The sequence below is a fragment of the Hyphomonas sp. genome (assembly GCF_037969335.1).
In the GTDB taxonomy this organism is placed as follows: Bacteria; Pseudomonadota; Alphaproteobacteria; order Caulobacterales; family Hyphomonadaceae; genus Hyphomonas.
The window spans coordinates 1-17,876 of the sequence record NZ_JBBKXE010000138.1; the positions used below are offsets into that span (position 1 = coordinate 1).

At 56.5% G+C, this 17,876-nt stretch carries 15 protein-coding genes and 1 pseudogene; 4 read left to right on the forward strand and 12 right to left on the reverse strand.

The window, feature by feature from the left end; genetic code table 11:
* Positions 1-203: 203 nt before the first annotated feature.
* Entirely contained in the window at positions 204-1,184 is a 981-nt protein-coding gene (locus AADA04_RS10340; RefSeq protein WP_340693187.1) for a hypothetical protein, read from the forward strand.
* Between the two features lie 166 nt (positions 1,185-1,350).
* Here AADA04_RS10340 and AADA04_RS10345 read toward each other — a convergent pair whose 3' ends face one another.
* Complete coding sequence (locus AADA04_RS10345; protein ID WP_340693188.1) at positions 1,351-1,992, reverse strand: IS6 family transposase; 642 nt, start codon at positions 1,990-1,992, stop codon at positions 1,351-1,353.
* 260 nt (positions 1,993-2,252) lie between these two features.
* On the opposite strand from AADA04_RS10345, the gene AADA04_RS10350 reads away from it, so the two are divergent.
* Together AADA04_RS10350 and AADA04_RS10355 are read left to right on the forward strand one after the other, a co-directional pair.
* Positions 2,253-4,766, forward strand: a complete 2,514-nt coding sequence (locus AADA04_RS10350; RefSeq protein ID WP_340693189.1) for a TonB-dependent receptor — start codon at positions 2,253-2,255, stop codon at positions 4,764-4,766.
* Between the two features lie 65 nt (positions 4,767-4,831).
* Positions 4,832-5,857 carry a glycerophosphodiester phosphodiesterase family protein gene (locus AADA04_RS10355; protein WP_340693190.1) on the forward strand — a complete coding sequence of 342 codons (1,026 nt, stop codon included), beginning with the start codon at positions 4,832-4,834 and terminating at the stop codon, positions 5,855-5,857.
* A 121-nt stretch (positions 5,858-5,978) separates the two neighbouring features.
* Here the strand turns inward: AADA04_RS10355 and AADA04_RS10360 are convergent, their stop codons facing one another.
* The 11 genes from AADA04_RS10360 to AADA04_RS10410 form a co-directional block, all read right to left on the reverse strand.
* Entirely contained in the window at positions 5,979-6,683 is a 705-nt protein-coding gene (locus tag AADA04_RS10360) for an IS6 family transposase (RefSeq protein ID WP_340693191.1), read from the reverse strand.
* A 79-nt stretch (positions 6,684-6,762) separates the two neighbouring features.
* Positions 6,763-7,038, reverse strand: a complete 276-nt coding sequence (locus AADA04_RS10365; RefSeq protein WP_340693192.1) for a metal-sensitive transcriptional regulator — start codon at positions 7,036-7,038, stop codon at positions 6,763-6,765.
* A gap of 18 nt (positions 7,039-7,056) precedes the next feature.
* Positions 7,057-8,370, reverse strand: a complete 1,314-nt coding sequence (locus AADA04_RS10370) for an APC family permease (RefSeq protein WP_340693193.1) — start codon at positions 8,368-8,370, stop codon at positions 7,057-7,059.
* Entirely contained in the window at positions 8,370-10,622 is a 2,253-nt protein-coding gene (locus tag AADA04_RS10375; RefSeq protein WP_340693194.1) for a copper-translocating P-type ATPase, read from the reverse strand. The genes AADA04_RS10370 and AADA04_RS10375 overlap by 1 nt, the downstream gene beginning before the upstream one ends.
* Before the next feature lie 240 nt (positions 10,623-10,862).
* Positions 10,863-11,141: a hypothetical protein gene (locus tag AADA04_RS10380; RefSeq protein WP_340693195.1), complete on the reverse strand. Its 279-nt coding sequence runs from the start codon at positions 11,139-11,141 to the stop codon at positions 10,863-10,865.
* Positions 11,138-11,611, reverse strand: coding sequence for a hypothetical protein (locus AADA04_RS10385; protein WP_340693196.1), 474 nt, complete (start codon positions 11,609-11,611; stop codon positions 11,138-11,140). The genes AADA04_RS10380 and AADA04_RS10385 overlap by 4 nt, the downstream gene beginning before the upstream one ends.
* 254 nt (positions 11,612-11,865) lie before the next feature.
* A complete protein-coding gene (locus tag AADA04_RS10390; protein WP_340693197.1) occupies positions 11,866-12,867 on the reverse strand; it encodes a DUF2231 domain-containing protein in 1,002 nt (333 codons plus the stop codon).
* Positions 12,868-12,880: 13 nt separating this feature from the next.
* Positions 12,881-13,633: a copper resistance protein B gene (locus tag AADA04_RS10395; protein ID WP_340693198.1), complete on the reverse strand. Its 753-nt coding sequence runs from the start codon at positions 13,631-13,633 to the stop codon at positions 12,881-12,883.
* A 56-nt stretch (positions 13,634-13,689) separates the two neighbouring features.
* The gene (locus AADA04_RS10400; protein WP_340693199.1) at positions 13,690-15,585 is read right to left on the reverse strand and encodes a copper resistance system multicopper oxidase; all 1,896 of its coding nucleotides are present in this window, start codon (positions 15,583-15,585) and stop codon (positions 13,690-13,692) included.
* A gap of 65 nt (positions 15,586-15,650) precedes the next feature.
* Positions 15,651-15,992 carry a copper-binding protein gene (locus tag AADA04_RS10405; protein WP_340693200.1) on the reverse strand — a complete coding sequence of 114 codons (342 nt, stop codon included), beginning with the start codon at positions 15,990-15,992 and terminating at the stop codon, positions 15,651-15,653.
* Positions 15,993-16,221: 229 nt separating this feature from the next.
* Positions 16,222-16,635 carry a hypothetical protein gene (locus tag AADA04_RS10410; protein WP_340693201.1) on the reverse strand — a complete coding sequence of 138 codons (414 nt, stop codon included), beginning with the start codon at positions 16,633-16,635 and terminating at the stop codon, positions 16,222-16,224.
* Between the two features lie 314 nt (positions 16,636-16,949).
* Between AADA04_RS10410 and AADA04_RS10415 the strand changes: the two are divergent.
* A pseudogene (locus tag AADA04_RS10415) lies at positions 16,950-17,876 on the forward strand (IS3 family transposase); the annotation flags it as partial.

Genomic DNA, 17,876 nt, shown 5'->3' on the forward strand with positions numbered 1-17,876 from the left:
CAACGGCTGCCTCGATCGACAAGCAACTGAAAGAAGGCACGTCTTTCTACTACCATCAGCTTGCCGCCGATCATCCTGCCATCGTGTTCGCAAAACAACACAATCCCGAATTCGACCAATTGGTCGAAGCATCCAAAACAGCAGCAGTCGAATGAAGCGCCGGGTTTCCACGCGCAAATTGTGACTTTGGTTAGGAAGTTCTCATGATCAGTAAATTAGTATGCGTCGGATTGTTGACCGTGGCTTTGACGGCATGTGCATCGACGTCCGTATCAGCAGATCTCTCGGCGGCAACGGAGGAATCTCGGACCATCAACTGGACTGTCGTCAAGGCTGCTGAAGTGCAATCCTTGAATGCCGATCTGGAGGTTGGGAAGCCTACAGTCGATATCGGACTGTATTACCCGTCCAATCTTCACAAGGATGCAGTAGCCATATTGCCGCTGGAGGGCCTTCTGGAAGAATTTGCAAATGCCAAGCGGGTCTTTGCGCCGACAGGTGTGCAGCTTAATCTTCTCTGGGTGAAGACCGGTGAAGTGGACCCGGGGTTTCTTGCGATCAACTCGACGAGCGTCCGTTCACAAATGCCCTCGGGCGGTTATGGCAACATGTATGTTCAGCGTGGGCAAAGTCCCTCTGAATTGTCGGAAGGCGCACTTGCAGCTTTTGAGGGCATCATCGAGCCAGCCGAGAACAACAACAGGACACTGTACCTCGTCGCGCTGCAAAACGTCTATATGACCTATTTCGAAAATCTTGATGAGAATGGACGCAACTGGGAACCCAAGGTCGTGAATACGTCAGGCCTGTCATTCCCGTCCTATATGTACGGCGGCAGCATACCGGATCGCGTTCGGGGAGTGATAACGCTGACCAAGCACGATGCGAAGAACAAGCTGACCATCGCGCACGAACTCGGCCACAAGCTGATGAATGTCAGCCATGAATACATGGCCGTTAGTCCCCAGCATGAAATCCGGTCTGAAGAAGGCTTGATGCTGTATGGGGCTGGCACCCAGATTCCAGCGGGACTGGACGGCCGCTGGCATCAGGAACGTCTGCTTTTGTCTCCATACATTTACCGCCAGGATTCTTCAGGAGAGAAAACCTGGAATGACGACTATCGTGCTGGCGGATTCTACTACGACCCGCTCTATGAAGACTACGCCGTAGAATTTGAATAACCCCTCGGGGGAGATTGGTAAAAGTGCGACCCCCACTCGAGTCGGGTTTCTGGCAACGGTACGTTCACACCACACTATGCCAAACCCTGCCTTTCTCCCCCACCCATTTTCAGGTGCTAGACAGTCGAATGCGAACCAGTCTCCGCTTTTCGCGAACGAGTAGGTGCTAGGCGACGAGAAGGTCGCGCCATTCGCGAAGAGCGGCGTCGCGTTTCTGTTTGAATCGAATTCTGGAGTTGATGCGCCTTTCGAGATTAAAGTGATTGTACACTGACGAATGGATTGAGACGAACTTCTGCAGACTTCGCATGCGCCGAAATCGCGACATTGCTCGCTCTCTTCGTCGAAAGGGCAGGTGGGAATTCTCAGCGCGATTGTTGATATGCCGGCCAGTCTCCTGGCGGCCCTCGTTCCCAATCACTTTCATTGCCGCCCGATAAGAAGAGCATCGGTCTGTCACGACGGCATGTGGGTCGCCACATCTCTTCATTGCTTTCTTTAGGAATTGCAGCGCGGCGGCTTTGTCGCGTTTCTTCGTGACAAACGGTTCCAGTACTTCGCCCTCGTGATCGACGGCCCTCCACAGATAATGCCTCTCGCCTCGGATTTTGACGAAGACTTCGTCCAGGTGCCACTGCCATTGGGGGAAGCGTCGCATGGCTTCGGACCGCCGTTTCCAGATCTTGTGAGCGAAGTAAGTGCCGAACCGATCGACCCAGAGCCGAACGCTTTCATGGCAGATATCGATGCCGCGCTCGTGGAGCAGGTCTTCGACATTTCGAAGCGAGAGCGGGAACCGGACATACATCAGTACGGCGAGCTGGATAATCTCTCACGAGGTTTTGAAGTACCGGAACGGGTTCTTGGCCATTTTTCGAGGCTAAACGCCAGGATCGCCTGCCTCAATTCCGATTCCGCTGACAATGCTCTAATGAAGATCCGCATGCCTTATACGAAAAGAAGGTCATCCAATTCGAAGTGAGCTTCGGCGATTTTATGTGTTTTGAGTACTTCCAACAAGATTTTGTAGAAGTTCTGTCCTGTCATCAGCCTTCATAAAACTTTGTTTTGTCGCGCGAGCATTGCCACCTTAACCACCGCCTCATTCGGCGCTTTGTGCGCCGCAATAATATGGGGTTGGTCATGAAATTTCGCATTTTTTCTACCACGGCATTTGCGGCTATCAGCAGCGCAGTTCATCTTTCTGCCGTTGCGCAATCTGCTGCACCGTCCGAGGATCGACGCCTTGAAGTCGTGACAGTGACGACCCAGAAGCAATCGCAAAATCAGATTGATGTTCCGATCAACATTTCCGTCACGAGCCAGGATACTATCGATATGCTTGGCGCTGAGGATCTGGAAGACCTCGCCAACTTCATCCCCGGTCTGCAAGTTCAGGCGCAAAGCCTCAACGCGCCTAGCTACGCAATGCGCGGTGTAGTTTCGGATGGCGGTGCTCCGCGCGTTGCTCTCTTCCAGAACGGTGTTGCCATCGGCACGCCTGGTTATGCGACCAATGTTGCTATCTTCGACATGGAACGAGTCGAAGTGGTGAAAGGTCCACAGGCGACCCTGTTCGGGCAGGGCGCGCTTGTCGGTGGGATCAACTTCATCCAGAACCGTGCGTCGACCTCAGGCAACTCCGCAAAGATCGCTCTGGAAGGTGGCGATTATAACTTTATGCGCGCTGAGGGTTTCTATAATGCAGCCCTGACAGACACACTCGCCGTTCGGCTCTCGGCGCAGATCAAGAACATCGACGGCTATGTGCCGAACACGGCCAACTCTCCGGACTTGATGGGCCAGGACACAACTGCGCTTCGCGCCGCCGTCCATTGGGAGCCGACAAGCAGCATCACTGCCGATATTTTCCTGAACTACCAGGAAGATGATTCGACCGGCACCCAGTTCACTTCAGGATTCTTCCCTGTAAACGGCGTTGTTGATCCTTTCGGCGCAACCGCGATGAATATCAACGCCGACCAGGTCCGCGATAAGCTCGGTAATGATCGCGAACTCTTTGCGGCGACGGCGAATGTCGAGATGCGTCTGAATGATGCCTGGACACTTACCTTGCTGACCGACTACCGAGATCTGGCCTCCAGCGAAGCTTGGGACTCGGATGGTTATGCGGCCAACCTGCTTCAATTCTATCAATCCCGCGAGGGTGAAGCCTTTTCGCAGGAAGTGCGCCTCAACTTTGATGATGGCGGAAAGCTGTCGGCCTTTTTTGGCGCCAATTACTTCGATTACGAAACGCGTGATGTCTTGAACTTTTCGACCGACGAAGCGTATGCCCAGTCGCTGTTTGGTCCACAACTCGCTGCTGGTGCAGGCCTGACGATGGCGCAGGTTCGCGGCATACTCGCGCAAGCTGGCGTTCCGGGCGCCGAAAACTTTGGCAATTTCGACACGCCACTACAGTACTCGGTTTTGGGGGGGCTGCTGCTCGGGCAACTTATTCCGCTTAATTCCGCCCACCTTGAGAGATCCTCGACGAGTGATGGGCGCACCAGTTATGACCTGTTTGGTGACGTCACGTTCGATGTAACCGACCGCCTCGCTGTTACGGGTGGCCTTCGTTACACAGTGAACGAACTTTCGGCCTCAAGTGTCGGCGAGCTTGTGCGCGGCAACGCTGCTCTAGGCGGGGCAATCAACGGTGTGACGCTGGCCCCGGGCTTCCTGATCAGTGCGGCAACGCTCAACAATCTGGTTAGTGCGACCGCAGAGCCGGACGGGGCGTTCACCTGGCGTCTCAATGCGGCTTACCGTGTGTCCGACAATGTGAACACATGGCTGGCTTATGGTCGCGGTCGGCGCCCTGAAGTTCTGTCGTTCTCCGGTGCGGCATCCAGCGTCGTAGATGCCGAAACACTCGACAATGTCGAAGCCGGCGTGTCCGGCCGCTTCTTTGATGATCGCGTTCAGCTCACAAGTTCTGTCTATTACGGCCAGTACAAGAACTTCCAGACCTCGCGTTTTGACCCAATCGACGGTGTCTTCCTCATCGAGAACTCGGGCAATGCCACGCAATATGGCTTTGAGTTTGATGGCCAGGCGATCGTCTCGGACAATGTCCGTTTGCTCGCCACCTATGCTCATAACTATTCACAGTATGATGATGAGGACGAGAATGGAAACGCACTGCAATTCGCTGGAAACCAGTTCCGCATCAGTCCGGAAAACAGCTTTTCGGTCGCTGCCGATATCACGTATGATGTGGCCGGTAAGGGTATGCTTTCTATTGTCCCGAGCTATGTCTGGAAGGGGCATCACTTCTTCGAAGATGACAATGGTTTCGACTATGCTGCCGACGGTAATGGCGGTTTCGTGCGCGTGCGGGAAACCTATCCGGATGGCACGGCGGTCGTGGAAGAACAGGACGCCTACGGGATTTCCAGTCTGCGGATCGCATTCGACGGCGCCAATGAACGGTGGGGCATTTACGCCCAGGGTGAGAACATTTTCGATGAAGAATACCTGATTGATGTAGGCAATACCGGCGGCGCATTCGGTCTGCACACAATCATCCGAGGTAAGCCGAAAATGTTTAAGGCCGGCGTCTACCTGAAGTTCTAATCAGTCAAAAATGCCAGGACGGACTTAAGTCCGTCCTGGCTGTTTTTCATTCAAGGAGTGACCCTATGAATTTCCAAATCCTTTCTGCCGGTTTGGCATTTGCCTTATTCGCCGCGTGCGCTCAAGCGCCGGTTGTTGACACAAAACTTACCGCCAGACCTGGCAAGGCATCTCCGATATACGAGACCCTGGACGGCAAGCGCCCCATCATTATTGCCCACCGCGGCGCCAGCGGGCTTTGGCCCGAACACACGGCCTCGGCCTACGAGGCCGCAGTCCAGCAGGGCGCGGACTTCATTGAGCCAGACCTAGTGATGACCAAGGATGGTGTGCTGATCGCACGTCATGATGCCTACCTCTCGACCACCACCGACGTTACAGATCATCCCGAATTCGCAGATCGAAAGAAAGTACGTTCGACACTGATGGGCGAAGTAGACGATTGGTGGGCAGATGACTTTACGCTCGCTGAGATCAAGACCCTGAAAGCCCGCCAGCAGTTTCCGACACGGAACATGGAGTTAAACGACCGGCTCGATATCCTCACATTCGATGAAGTGATGGATATCGCGCTGGAAGCCGCGAAAGAGGGCCGCACGGTTGGTCTTCACGTGGAAGCAAAGTGGCCGAGCTATTACTCCTCGGTCGGCTTGGACATGGTGGATCCCATTCTTGATGCGATGAACGCCAAAGGCCTCACAGCCGCAGGAATCCCTGTCTACATCCAGTCGTTCGAGCCCCCCTTCCTGACGGCTGTTGGCGAGAAGAGTGACCTGCCTTTAATCCTGAATATGGTAGGCCCTCCCTATAACAAGATTCTCGGCCTTGAGTACGAACTGGAAGATATCACGACGACGGGCATTGGTGCCGAGAAGTCGTTCATTCTCACCAAGGATGGCACTGTGACCGACTTTGTGGAGCGTGCTCATGCGCTTGGCCTGCTCGTACATGTGTACTCTGTACGGGACGATAGCCCTCATGAAGGGTTCAAGGATGTGCGTGCCGAACTGGAAACCCTGATCGCTGCTGGCGTTGACGGTATATGGACCGATTATCCCGCCACTGCGATCGAAGTGAGGGGACATCCTTGAATGATTTGCGTCGGACCTACAGGATCCGGCAAGCAAGATTCATCCAGGTGGATGCGCAGCTCGCGCGGGGTGCTGTCAGTCTAATGCGAACCAGTCTCGGATTTTCGCGGAGCAGCAGGTGCTATGCGACAAGAAGGCCGCGCCACTCGCGAAGCGCGGTGTCTCGTTTCTGTTTAAACCGGATTCTGGTGTTGATGTGCCTTTCGAAGTTGAAGTGATTGTACACTGATGAGTGGATTGAGACGAACTTCTGTAGACTTCTCATCCGCCTGAACCGGGACATCGCCCGCTCTCGCCTTCGGAAGGGCAGGTGGGAATTCTCAGCGCGATTATTGAGATGTCGACCGGTTTCCTGGCGGCCTTCATTCCCGATGACCTTCATTGCGGCCCGATAGGAAGGGCATCTGTCCGTGACGATCACTTGTGGATTTCCGTATCGCTTCATGGCTTTCTTCAGGAATTTCAACGCAGCAGCCTTATCCCGCTTCTTCGTGACATAGGATTCCAGGACTTCGCCTTCATGATCCACAGCGCGCCACAGATAATGGCGTTCTCCTCGAATCTTGACGAAGACCTCATCCAGGTGCCACTGCCATTGCGGGCTGCGCCGCATCGACTCTGAGCGCCGCTTCCTGATCTTGTGAGCGAAGTAACTCCCGAACCGATCCACCCAGAGGCGGACACTTTCGTGACAGACATCAATGCCGCGTTCGTGGAGAAGGTCTTCGACATTCCGAAGCGAGAGCGGAAATCGGACGTACATCAGCACGCCAAGCTGGATGATTTCGGGCGAGGTTTTAAAGTAGCGAAACGGGTTCGTGGCCATTTTCGAAGGTTAAACGCCAAGACTGCCCGCCTCAAGCCCGGTTCCGCTGACAACACCCACTGGAGGCCACGGACAAATATTATTTCTTTCGGCCGCCTAGGACGGCCACCAGTTCTTCAACCTTCTCCCGCCTCGCGGAGAGGTCGCCGTCCTCCAGTGCGTGTTCCACGCAGGTCGCTATATGATCATCGAGGATCACGCCTTCGAGCCCAGTGAGGGCTGCCTTTATCGCCTGAACCTGACGTACGACGTCGATACAATAACGGTCCTCGCCCACCATCTTCGCGACGCCCCGAACCTGTCCCTCGATCCGGGCGAGGCGTTTGGCGGCGGCATCTCTTGTCTCTATTTTCATCACGAACGGTCCTTGATCCTATTCAGGCGCTTCAGCGCCGTTATCGCGCATATTGGTTAGATAAAAGCGTTCAAAAGCAAAAGTCACGGTAATCCCGGCGAGCGCGATGACGATAATCATTGGATCGGTCTGCGATTTCATCGTCAGAAATGCGCCCAGAACAACAATGTCAAGCATCATGGCAGTGATAAGCACACTGGCCCGTGCGCCGACATCCTCACGCAAGTGACGGTAAACACCCCAATGGATGATGATGTCCATGACGATATAGAAGATTGCTCCGAGTGATGCGATGCGAGACAGATCGAAGAAAGCCGCCAGTAGGCTGGCAGCGATGACAGTATAGACCAGCGTATGTTTTTGCGTGTCGCCCGGTAGTCCCAGCTTCATTTCCGGAATGAGATTCATCTCAGTCAGCATCGCCAGCATGCGGGAAACGGCGAACACACTTGCCAGCAGTCCGGAGGCGGTTGCAATGATGGCAATGGCTACTGTGAACCAGACGCCATATTCGCCAACGGCGGGACGTGCTGCTCGTGCCAGGGAATAGTCCTTCGCCTTGACGATCTCCTCGATACTGAGGGTCGAACCGACGGCGTAGCAGACGAGCAGGTAGATAACCGTGCAGATGGCAAGCGAAATCATGATCGCCCGACCGACATTCTTCTTCGGGTCTTTCACCTCGCCGCCGCTGTTCGTGATCGTGGTGAAGCCCTTATAGGCAAGTATAGCGAGTGCGACCCCTGCGAGGAATCCGCCCGCCGACGTGTGGTCACCCACGCCGGATTGCACAGGCTGGAAAGCAAACCCTGCCGCCCAAAGTGCCACCAGGGCAAAGACCAGAATGCCGCCGATCTTCAGCACAGCGGTTATTTTTGAGACCGCGCCAATCACGTGATTGCCGGAGATGTTCACGATGAACGCGCCCACGATCAGTCCCAGCGCCAACACAGGCACCAGAATGCCGCCTTCGATGCCGAACAATTGCAGTGTGTATGTCCCAAACGTGCGGGCGACGAGACTTTCATTGATGATCATCGAGAACGCCATCAGCAGGGCGGCGCCACCGGTTACGACGGTTGGCCCGTAGGCCTTCTTGAGGATCATGGCGATGCCGCCCGCCGAGGGATATTTGTTCGATACCTTGATATAGGAATAGGCGCTGAAGCCGCTGATGACAGCGGCCAGCAGGAAGGCGAGCGGAAACAGCGTGCCGGCCAGTTCGGCCACCTGACCGGTCAGGGCAAAGATGCCCGCGCCGATCATCACGCCTGTGCCCATGGCGACAGTGCCCGGAAGCGTCAGACTGCCTTTCTCGTAAGAACTAGCCATTACAGCTTCAATGTCCTGAGGCGCAGTGCGTTCCCGATCACCGAGACGGACGAGAAGCTCATCGCTGCGGCGGCAATCATCGGGCTCAGCAACAGGCCGAACACGGGGTAGAGCACGCCCGCCGCCAGCGGCACGCCCAGCGTGTTGTAGATGAAGGCGAAGAACAGGTTCTGCCGAATGTTGCGCATCGTGGCTCGGCTCAGTTCGACCGCCTTGGCGATACCCAGCATATCGCCCTTCACAAGGGTCACACCCGCGCTTTCCATAGCGACATCCGTACCTGTGCCCATTGCAATGCCGACATCGGCCTGTGCGAGAGCCGGGGCGTCATTGATGCCGTCTCCCGCCATCGCCACCACCGCGCCGCCCGCCTGCAGCTCGCGCACGATCCGGTTCTTGTCCTCCGGCGACACATCGGCGTGTACGTCGTCAATGCCCACTTGCCGGGCAACGGCCCGCGCCGTCGCCTCGCTGTCGCCGGTCAGCATCACGACTCTCAGGCCCTGCTTGTGCAGGCGCGAAATGGCTTCCTTCGTCGTCGCCTTGATGGGGTCAGCGACGCCGATCAGGCCCGCTGCCTTGCCATTGACCGCCACGAACATCACGGTCTGGCCGTCTTCCCTGTATGACTGAGCGGCCTCGCCCCGTGCGTCATCGAAGCCGCCGATCCGGCGCATCATCTTCGCATTGCCGATGGCGACTGACTTGCCATCCACCGTTCCCTGAGCGCCTTCGCCCGTGACAGATTCAAAGTCCTGGGCGACGCTCGTCTTGATGCCGCGCGCTTCCGCGCCGCGAACGATGGCGGCTGCCAGCGGATGCTCGCTTGCTGCTTCGACGGCCGCAACAAGCGTCAGCAGCTCGGTTTCGTCCCAGCCCTCGGCGGGCTCCACGGTCACCAGTTTCGGCTTGCCCTCGGTCAGTGTGCCGGTCTTGTCGACCACGACCGTGTCCACTTTCTCCAGCGTCTCCAGCGCTTCGGCATTGCGGATCAGGATGCCATTCTGCGCGCCCTTGCCCGTACCCACCATGATCGACATCGGCGTCGCGAGTCCAAGCGCACAGGGGCAGGCAATGATCAGCACAGCCACGGCATTGACCAGCGCAAAGGCCAGCGCCGGGTCCGGCCCGAACAGGGCCCACACGATGAAGGTCAATACGGCTGATGCCACAACGGCTGGTACGAACCAGGCTGCCACTAGGTCTGCCAGCCGCTGGATGGGTGCCCGCGAGCGCTGGGCTTCAGATACCATGCGCACGATCTGCGCCAGTACCGTATCGTCGCCCACCCGCGTCGCGGTCATCACCAGGCTGCCGGTCGTGTTCACCGTGCCGCCGGTGACAGCATCGCCCGCCGCTTTCGCCACCGGCAACGGTTCGCCCGTGACCATGGATTCATCTACATTGGAACGGCCCTCGGCCACTTCCCCGTCCACCGGCACTTTTTCGCCGGGGCGGATGCGCAGCCTGTCGCCGGATTTCACGACGTTAAGGTCTACGTCTTCCTCGCTGCCATCTTCGTGAATGATTCTGGCGGTCGGAGGCGTCAGCTGCAGCAGTGCCCGGATTGCGCCGGAGGTCGAACTGCGCGCACGCAATTCCATCACCTGCCCAAGCAGGACCAGCGCCACAATGACAGCGGCGGCTTCGTAATAGACGTGGACGTTCCCATCCATATCTCGGAAGTCGTCGGGGAACAGGCCGGGCGCAATGGTCGCGACCAGGCTGAACAGGAACGCCGTGCCCACGCCCAGAGCGATCAGCGTGAACATGTTCGGGTTCATGGTTTTGACAGAGCGCCAGCCACGCACGAAGAAGGGTGCTGCGCCCCACAGCACGACCGGGGCGGCCAGCGCCAGCTGTATCCACTGCGCCACGCCGGGCGGGAATATCCCGTGCAGGGGCTGGCCGGGAATCATGTCGCTCATTGCATACAGGAACAGTGGCAGGGCAAACGCCGTGCTGATCCAGAACCGGCGCGTCATGTCATCCAGTTCGCTCGTATCCTCGTCCAGCGACACGGTTTCCGGTTCCAGCGACATGCCGCAGATCGGGCAGCCGGTGTTCGAAGTTTCGCGCACCTGTGGGTGCATCGGGCAGGTCCACACGGTGCCGGAATAGTTTTCCGGCACGTGATCATAGGCCGTGTCGGCTTTCGCCGCAGCGCCGCCGCCATGGCAGCAGGCATGCGCTGCAGGCGAGTCGGCTGTCGTGTGCGCGTGATGTGAGTGGTCGTGGGAAGACGTATCCATGATGCTGTCGCTCCGGCGGTTTGTCTTGAGCCAACATAATACCCCAATGGGGTATAATCAAGGATTATGAAATTCATCCCTTCTTGCCTAAACGTACGCAATGCTCATCGTGAGCACGGTCATGCGCAAACGATTGCTAATCGCGCTGTTAAAGCATGAGGAGGCATTGTCACCGGGCGGGCGGCACACCCGAATGAAATACGTAAATTGTATGTCCACGTTGGGAATGCCGCGCTACCGTCAGGCCTGACTTTTTCGGTTGAAGAAATTATACAGCGGTACGAACAGAAGTGCTGTGTACCAGCCATACGCATAGGCCCACGCAAGACCGACAAGGTATCCGGCAATTGACCAATGGAAACCCGGCATGAATGCCGCCCATCCTTGATGCATGTGCATGTTGACCTGCGTGTTGCCCATCATCATGTGCATTGGCACGGTCAGGCCCCACAACATGCATATCGTGAAGGTAATCGCGAGAAACAGCGATAGCGCGTGACCCGTTGGTACGATCCTCATTGCTGGCCTCCATCGTCATTATTTTCTGATTTCATCATGGGGCAGGTCTCTCGCATGGCATCATGATCCATCATGCCATCCCCCTGCATTCCGTGACTCATGCCGCTGGTCATATGCGCTTCACATTGCGTGCGCATTTCAGCTTTCATTTCAGGAAACATATCCATACAGGCCTGATGTTGCGCTTTCATTTCAGGGCTCATCATGTGACCGGCAGCCATCCCGCCATCTTGCATCATCCCGTCGCCTTGCATCATTCCGCCTTCGGCCATCTTCGCCATCATCGACGCATGCTGTGCTTCGCACTCTGAGCGCGTGACGTCTTTGCCTGCGATTGTCATCGACTGTGTTTCTGCGGCGTCGACATTTGCTGACGGACCATTCAGGCTGGCGCAGCCAGTCAGTGCCAGTACTATTCCTGCCGACACGAGAGCTGCCGAAAGTCTTCCAATTGTCAAAGAGGTCGTCATATTCATCTCCTTCTACGTTCGTGAGAAAATTCAATGCGCTTGAGGGCTCGTTTGATCAGAATTGACTGTGAAACTCGTTTCCTTCGCGCGCCGAGCACGAGACTGCGCTCAGTGAAACGGATATACCCGATGGGGGTATATGGCCATTGATAAAGATCAATCTCTCCTTTTTGTGATTAGAGGGAGGGCAGTGTTATTAGTCAAATGCCGCGCTGATCGTTTATTTCTCTCGGGAACTTTTCGAATCTGAACCATCAGTGTTTGTGTTCGTCTGTGATCGGCGTCGACGACCAGTGGATGTGAGCGATCTTCCAGCCGTCAGTCGTGTGCTTGAGCACCACGGTTTCCATCATGCGAGAATGGATCGCTTTACCATCAAACATGCCATGCATCTGTGATTCCGAGATGACCACAGATTCGGTGTCATTGGCGATCACGTCACGCTGTTTGAGACTGGTCTCGACGGCGCTTGTGAATGCCATATCTGCTGGAAGGTGGTGCCCCGCATAATCCGCAAGCGACCGTTCGGCGCTACCACCTTCGGCGATAATCGCGTCCGGCAGCAGGAGGGCAGTGGCGGCATCTGCATCACCCGCCGTCAGAGCCAAGGAGAAAGCGTCAACTATGCTCTCGGGCGACCCGGCCTCGGCAGACGTCACCGGATGATCGTGTGACATGGCATGGTGGTCATCTTCATCCATGCCCAGTCCGGACATGTCCATACTGGTGGTATCCATGCCTTCCAACATGACTATATCATTGTCGCCATGTGCTGCGTCGTGGTCATGATGCTCGTGCCCCGTCCCTTCGGCGACTGGGAGCTGCTTTACGCCAAGCCCATAACCGTAGACGATTGTGCCGCCCCACCAGGCCGTCACGGAAAGACCGAGGGCCGCAGTTGCCAGAAGTCCCTTGAATGCCAGAGAGGGCGCATTAGCACGGGAAATCCATCGCCAGACGGCGAGGGCGAGGACTGCCGTTCCAGACGGAACCGCCCAGTTCCTGTGAGTGGTCATCACCGCATGCGAGGCCCCATCATGTGCTACCGTATAGTAAGCTTGAAAGCCTGCCGCAATCGTCAACAGGATTGATACCGCTGCAAAGGCGAGCATCCAGTCGGCGGCGGGCATCAGGCTATCTTTCCGATGGCCAGCTGGCCAAAATGATTGGGCGAGGTAGGCCGCCGTTGCCGACATTGACAGGGCGTAGGCGAAGTGGACGAGAACCGGATGGATATTGGGTTCAAGAAGTTGCATGATGTTATCTCCCCTAGAACCAAGTTCGCAGGCCAGCCACGAGCACGGCTTCGCTCGCGTCACCGCCCGCAGCTTCATGCGCATCTGCGGTACGACCGAATTTGCCCTGCCACTCAACACCTACGTAGGGTGCAAACTCGCGCTTGATCTCGTAACGCAGACGCAAACCGGCTTCGATGGCGTTGAGGCCGGTTCCGAGGTCTCGTTCAGCCACATCCTGCGCTGACATGTTTGCTTCGATGCGAGGCTGCAGGATGAAGCGTTGTGTAAGACGAAATTCGTATTCCGCTTCCAGTCGCGCAGTGAGGTCGCCCTTCTCGCTAAGGAACGCCGACGCGTCAACTTCGAACCAGTATGGCGCAATGCCCTGTAGGGCCACGACGCCGTGTGCAAGTCCGTCCGGTTCCAGGTCGTATCGCACGCCGACTTGCGCATCCCAGAAGGGGGAGATCGCCTTTGAATACAGCGCCTGGATTTCAGCGTCATCAACGCCGCCTCCGTTGAGAGATGCCGATCCTTCACTCTTGAACCAGAGTTTGTTTATGTCGCCGCCATACCAAGCCTGACCATTCCAATAGAGACTGTCTGCGTTATCGCCCGTTTGAGCTTCGAGCTGATTGACCAGTACATACCAGGTGCGCTGTGCACCGCCCTCTTGCAGCAGCTCTTCGCGCGCCTCCGCCATTTCGGCGGAACCATAGCGCTGGTCTGCTTGTGACCAGAGCGGCGTCACTGTTTGGTCGGGCCCTTGCGCGAACGCAGGCAAGGCGGCCCCCGTTCCAGCTGTGAGCAGGACCGATACCGTAAGACAATTGAAGTTCCTCATTTGTCTTCTCCCATGTCCATCATGGAATGATCCATGGTTCCGTGATCCATTTGCGAGTGATCCACGCCTTCCATTTGGCTGTGATCCATCATCATTGGCGAGGCCGTATCCTTTGGCAGGATTGAGACGACCTGCATCATCCCTGCATGCATGTGGTAGAGAAGGTGGCAGTGGAACGCCCAGTCTCCGACATGTTCTGCAGAGATATCGACTGACAATTTCTCACCGGGCTTCACGATCACTGTGTGCTTGCGCGGCTTGTGATCGTCGCCTTCGTTCACGAGGTCGAAGAACATGCCATGCAAATGAATCGGGTGTGGCATCATCGTATCATTAATCAAGTTCAGCCGAACGCGCTCGCCCTCATGGAATACAATGGGCGCATCGATATAGGAAAAACGAACACCGTTGAACGACCACATGTAGCGTTCCATGTTGCTAGTCAGGTGGAGTTCGATCTCTCGTTCCGGAGGGCGTAGGTCCGGGTTCGGATCAAGACTGCGCAGTTGAGAATAGCGCAAGACACGGTGGCCAACATCCGAGAGGCCGTGGCCTGGTTCGTCCAGACGGCTCACCGGCATCATCGCGAGACCGGTATTTCCAGGGCCGGATTTTACGTCCGGCACGGTCGTCAACATGTCCATCTGCACAGAGTGGTCCATGCCGGGCATCTCCATGCCCTCCATGCCGATCATCGAAGTTTCATCCATGCCTTCGAGCATGTCATGACCCATAGCGGAGTGATCCATCCCGCCCATCGAACTGTGGTCCATACCTGACATTCCCATATCGGTCATTGTGAGAGGCATGGGGGTGCGCAGATCAGGCACCTCGGCGCGCATTCCGATGTTCGGTGCAAGGGTTGCTATAGCAAGCCCCGAACGGTCGATGGACTCGGCAACCACAGAATAGGCGCGCCGCTCTGTGGGCTGGACGATAACATCGTAGGTTTCGGCAACGCCAATCTGGAACTCGTCCGTCTCAACCGGCTGGACGTGCAGACCATCCGAAGCGACGACTGTCATAGAGAGGCCTGGAATGCGAAAATTGAACAGGGTCATCGCTGACGCATTGATGATACGCAGCCGAACACGTTCACCTGGCTGGAAGACGGCATTCCAGTTGTCTGCTGTGGAGTGGCCATTAATGAGGTAGGTGTAAGTTGCGCCTGTTACGTCAGCGAGGTCCATCGGCGACATGCGCATTTGGCCCCACATCGCCCGATCGGCCAGTGTAGCGCCAATCCCCTCTTTGGAGGCGTCATTCATGAAGTCGCCGACGGTGCGCTGGTTGTAGTTATAAGTGTCGCTGTGCTTTTTCAGTTTCGAAAATATTCGGTGTGGACTTTCGAAACTCCAGTCCGACAGGACGAGGATGTATTCCCGGTCGCATGAGATCGGATCGGGACCCTTTGGATCAATAATGATCGGCCCATAATGCCCCAACTGCTCCTGCAGCCCGGAATGCGAATGATACCAGTACGTGCCGTTCTGAGGCACAGCGAACTTGTACTGAAAGGTCTCACCGGGCTTGATGCCGGGAAAGGACACGCCGGGTACGCCATCCATGTAGAAGGGAACGAGCAGGCCATGCCAGTGAATGGAAGTGTCCACTTCCAGGTTATTCTTCACGTTGAGAGTAATTTCGTCGCCTTCCCGGAATCTGAGTAGGGGGGCTGGAACGGTGCCATTGACTCCTATCGCTTCGCCCGCGCGTCCATTGATGCGGATCGGAAACTTGCCCACGGAAAGATCAAATGTGGTTCCCGCAAGGGTTGGAAGTCCAGTATTACCGTCGCTGAAACTGCGCGCCCAGGCTGGCAACAAGCTTGCCGCACTGAGCGCTGTGCCTGTCGCGAGAGTTGATTTTAGTAGTTTGCGTCTGCTGATCATGGGATCGGCCTTTCAAATCTGTATCTCCCCGGCGGCGGAACAACCGCACGCCGGTTCGACTAGACTTAGTTTCCGGACGTGTTCGGCATTGGCATCTGGTCGCCATCCGGCGCACACAGACGCGGCACAACTTCTAGCCCTGATGCCTCGCAAAGTTCAACGATGGGATAAGCGCCCTTCTCGACCTTGTGCAGCGTGAACTGGACCTGGTCACCCTTCTTGAATTGCGAGAGATCGATGTCGTCGCCGACCTTGAAGGCCATACGCATAGCGGGCCATTTGAGCGCCGGAACCGGGCCGTGATCAAGACCGATCTTGCCTGCTGTTATATCGATCGCGATGACAGTGCCGGTGCCTTCGAACATATGCGTGGCGCGGTCATGGTCCGGCATTTCGGCGGTCGCCATGCCGCCAAGCTCGTGAGCTGCGTGATTCATTTCAGCGGAGGAAGGAAGTGTTCCGAAGGCAGCGGACACAAGTAGAGCTGCGAATGTGTTTCGAGAAAAGAACATGAAATTGATCCTGAAAATGGGATGCCCACGAGTTAAATGGGCTGGAGAGGGCCAAAGGACCTGGCGCTGCTGAGCAGGCCAGCCAGATAATCCGCGCATAAGCGCGGCGCCGATCTCCAAAGGATCAATTCAGGTTTTTGACTTTTAGCGCGATCGGGGTTCGTATCGGGGGATCAAGCCACGTTCGAGGCAAATTTGAAGTAACCACTGCGACGACGAAGGCAACGGACGCACGGGGCGCAGGAATCACGACGCTGTTCGCATTCGGAGGCGCGACTGTCAGGCCGGACGTGGTGCCATTGGATGCCAAGGTCGTTTGCTGGCAGTGGTCACTGTCGCCATCGTGATGATGTGAAAGTGGGGCCGCACGTCGAGCGTCGGACTTGAGGGCACCGGCAGTATGGTCATGATGATGGACGCCCGTGTTTTTAACTGTCGTAGCCGTATGAGACGACAGAGCATCACAGGCGCAAGCGAACTGCCCGAAGCCGAACACGACCATAACAAGTGAGAGAATCAGCGCTTTCATCTCTTCCATCGTATACCCCCAAGGGGTTTATAGCAATGTCCCCGTGACGAGAATACAGCTTGAGTCGACTTTCCCCGTCCGTGCATTGAAAAGTTTTCCGCTGGTCCGTGTCATGACTTGATACTCTTGAGCGAATGTCGGCAGCTACGGTGCCGAACGATTGAGAGGCGCATATCGATAACGCTGAAAAGGTTGCCGGTTCGGCCACTTGGGTGTCAGTCACAGATTTTCCGTAGACGGGTCTTGGGCAGGAGAAGGTGTGATGTGCCCCTAGAACGGTAGACGCCTTGCAGGGTAAAACTGGAAGCAAGGAGTTGTGGGTTATGTCGGGACGGATTCGATATACGGAAGAGTTCAAGCGGGAGGCTGTGGCACAGGTCACGACGCGCGGTCACAGCGTTACATCAGTGGCCAAGCGGATCGGGGTGAGCAGCAAGTCGCTGTATGACTGGGTGAAGCAGTTTGGCGATGAGCCAGACACCAGCTCGGCGGATGCCTCGGAGATCAAGCGGCTGAAGGCGGAGCTCAAGCGCGTGACTGAGGAGCGTGACATTCTAAAAAAGGCAACGGCGTACTTCGCGAAGGACCACGGCTGAAGTACGCCTTCATCAAGGATCACCGCGCCGAGTTTTCGGTGCGGGCGATGTGCCGTGTGCTCGGGGTTCATTTCAGTGGCTTCTATGCGTGGCTGAAGGCATCGCTCGGCCCGCAAGCCAGACGCCGTCGTCATCTGACAGGATTGATCAAGCAGTCATGGCTGGAGAGCGGGTGCGTGTATGGCTCCCGCAAAGTCCATCATGACCTGCTCGGTCTGGGCGAGTCCTGCGCCGAGAACACAGTTGCCAGGCTGATGCAGGCTGAGGGCTTGCGCGCGCAGGTGGGCTATAAGCGCCGTCCCGGCAAGCATGGCAGCAAACCATCTGTTGTTGCGGCGAACCAGTTGGATCAGGACTTCGATGCGGCTGAACCCGATCAGATATGGGTAACAGACATCACCTATATCCGCACCCATGAAGGCTGGCTGTATCTGGCGGTTGTCATTGATCTGTATGCACGCAAAGTTGTCGGCTGGTCGATGCAATCACGCATGCACACATCGCTGGTTCTGAACGCCCTGCTGATGGCGGTCTGGCGTCGCAAGCCGAGTGGCAAAGTCGTGATCCATTCAGATCAGGGGTCGCAGTTTACCAGCCAGGAATGGCGCGACTTCCTGAAGGATCACAATCTGGAAGCCAGCATGAGCCGACGCG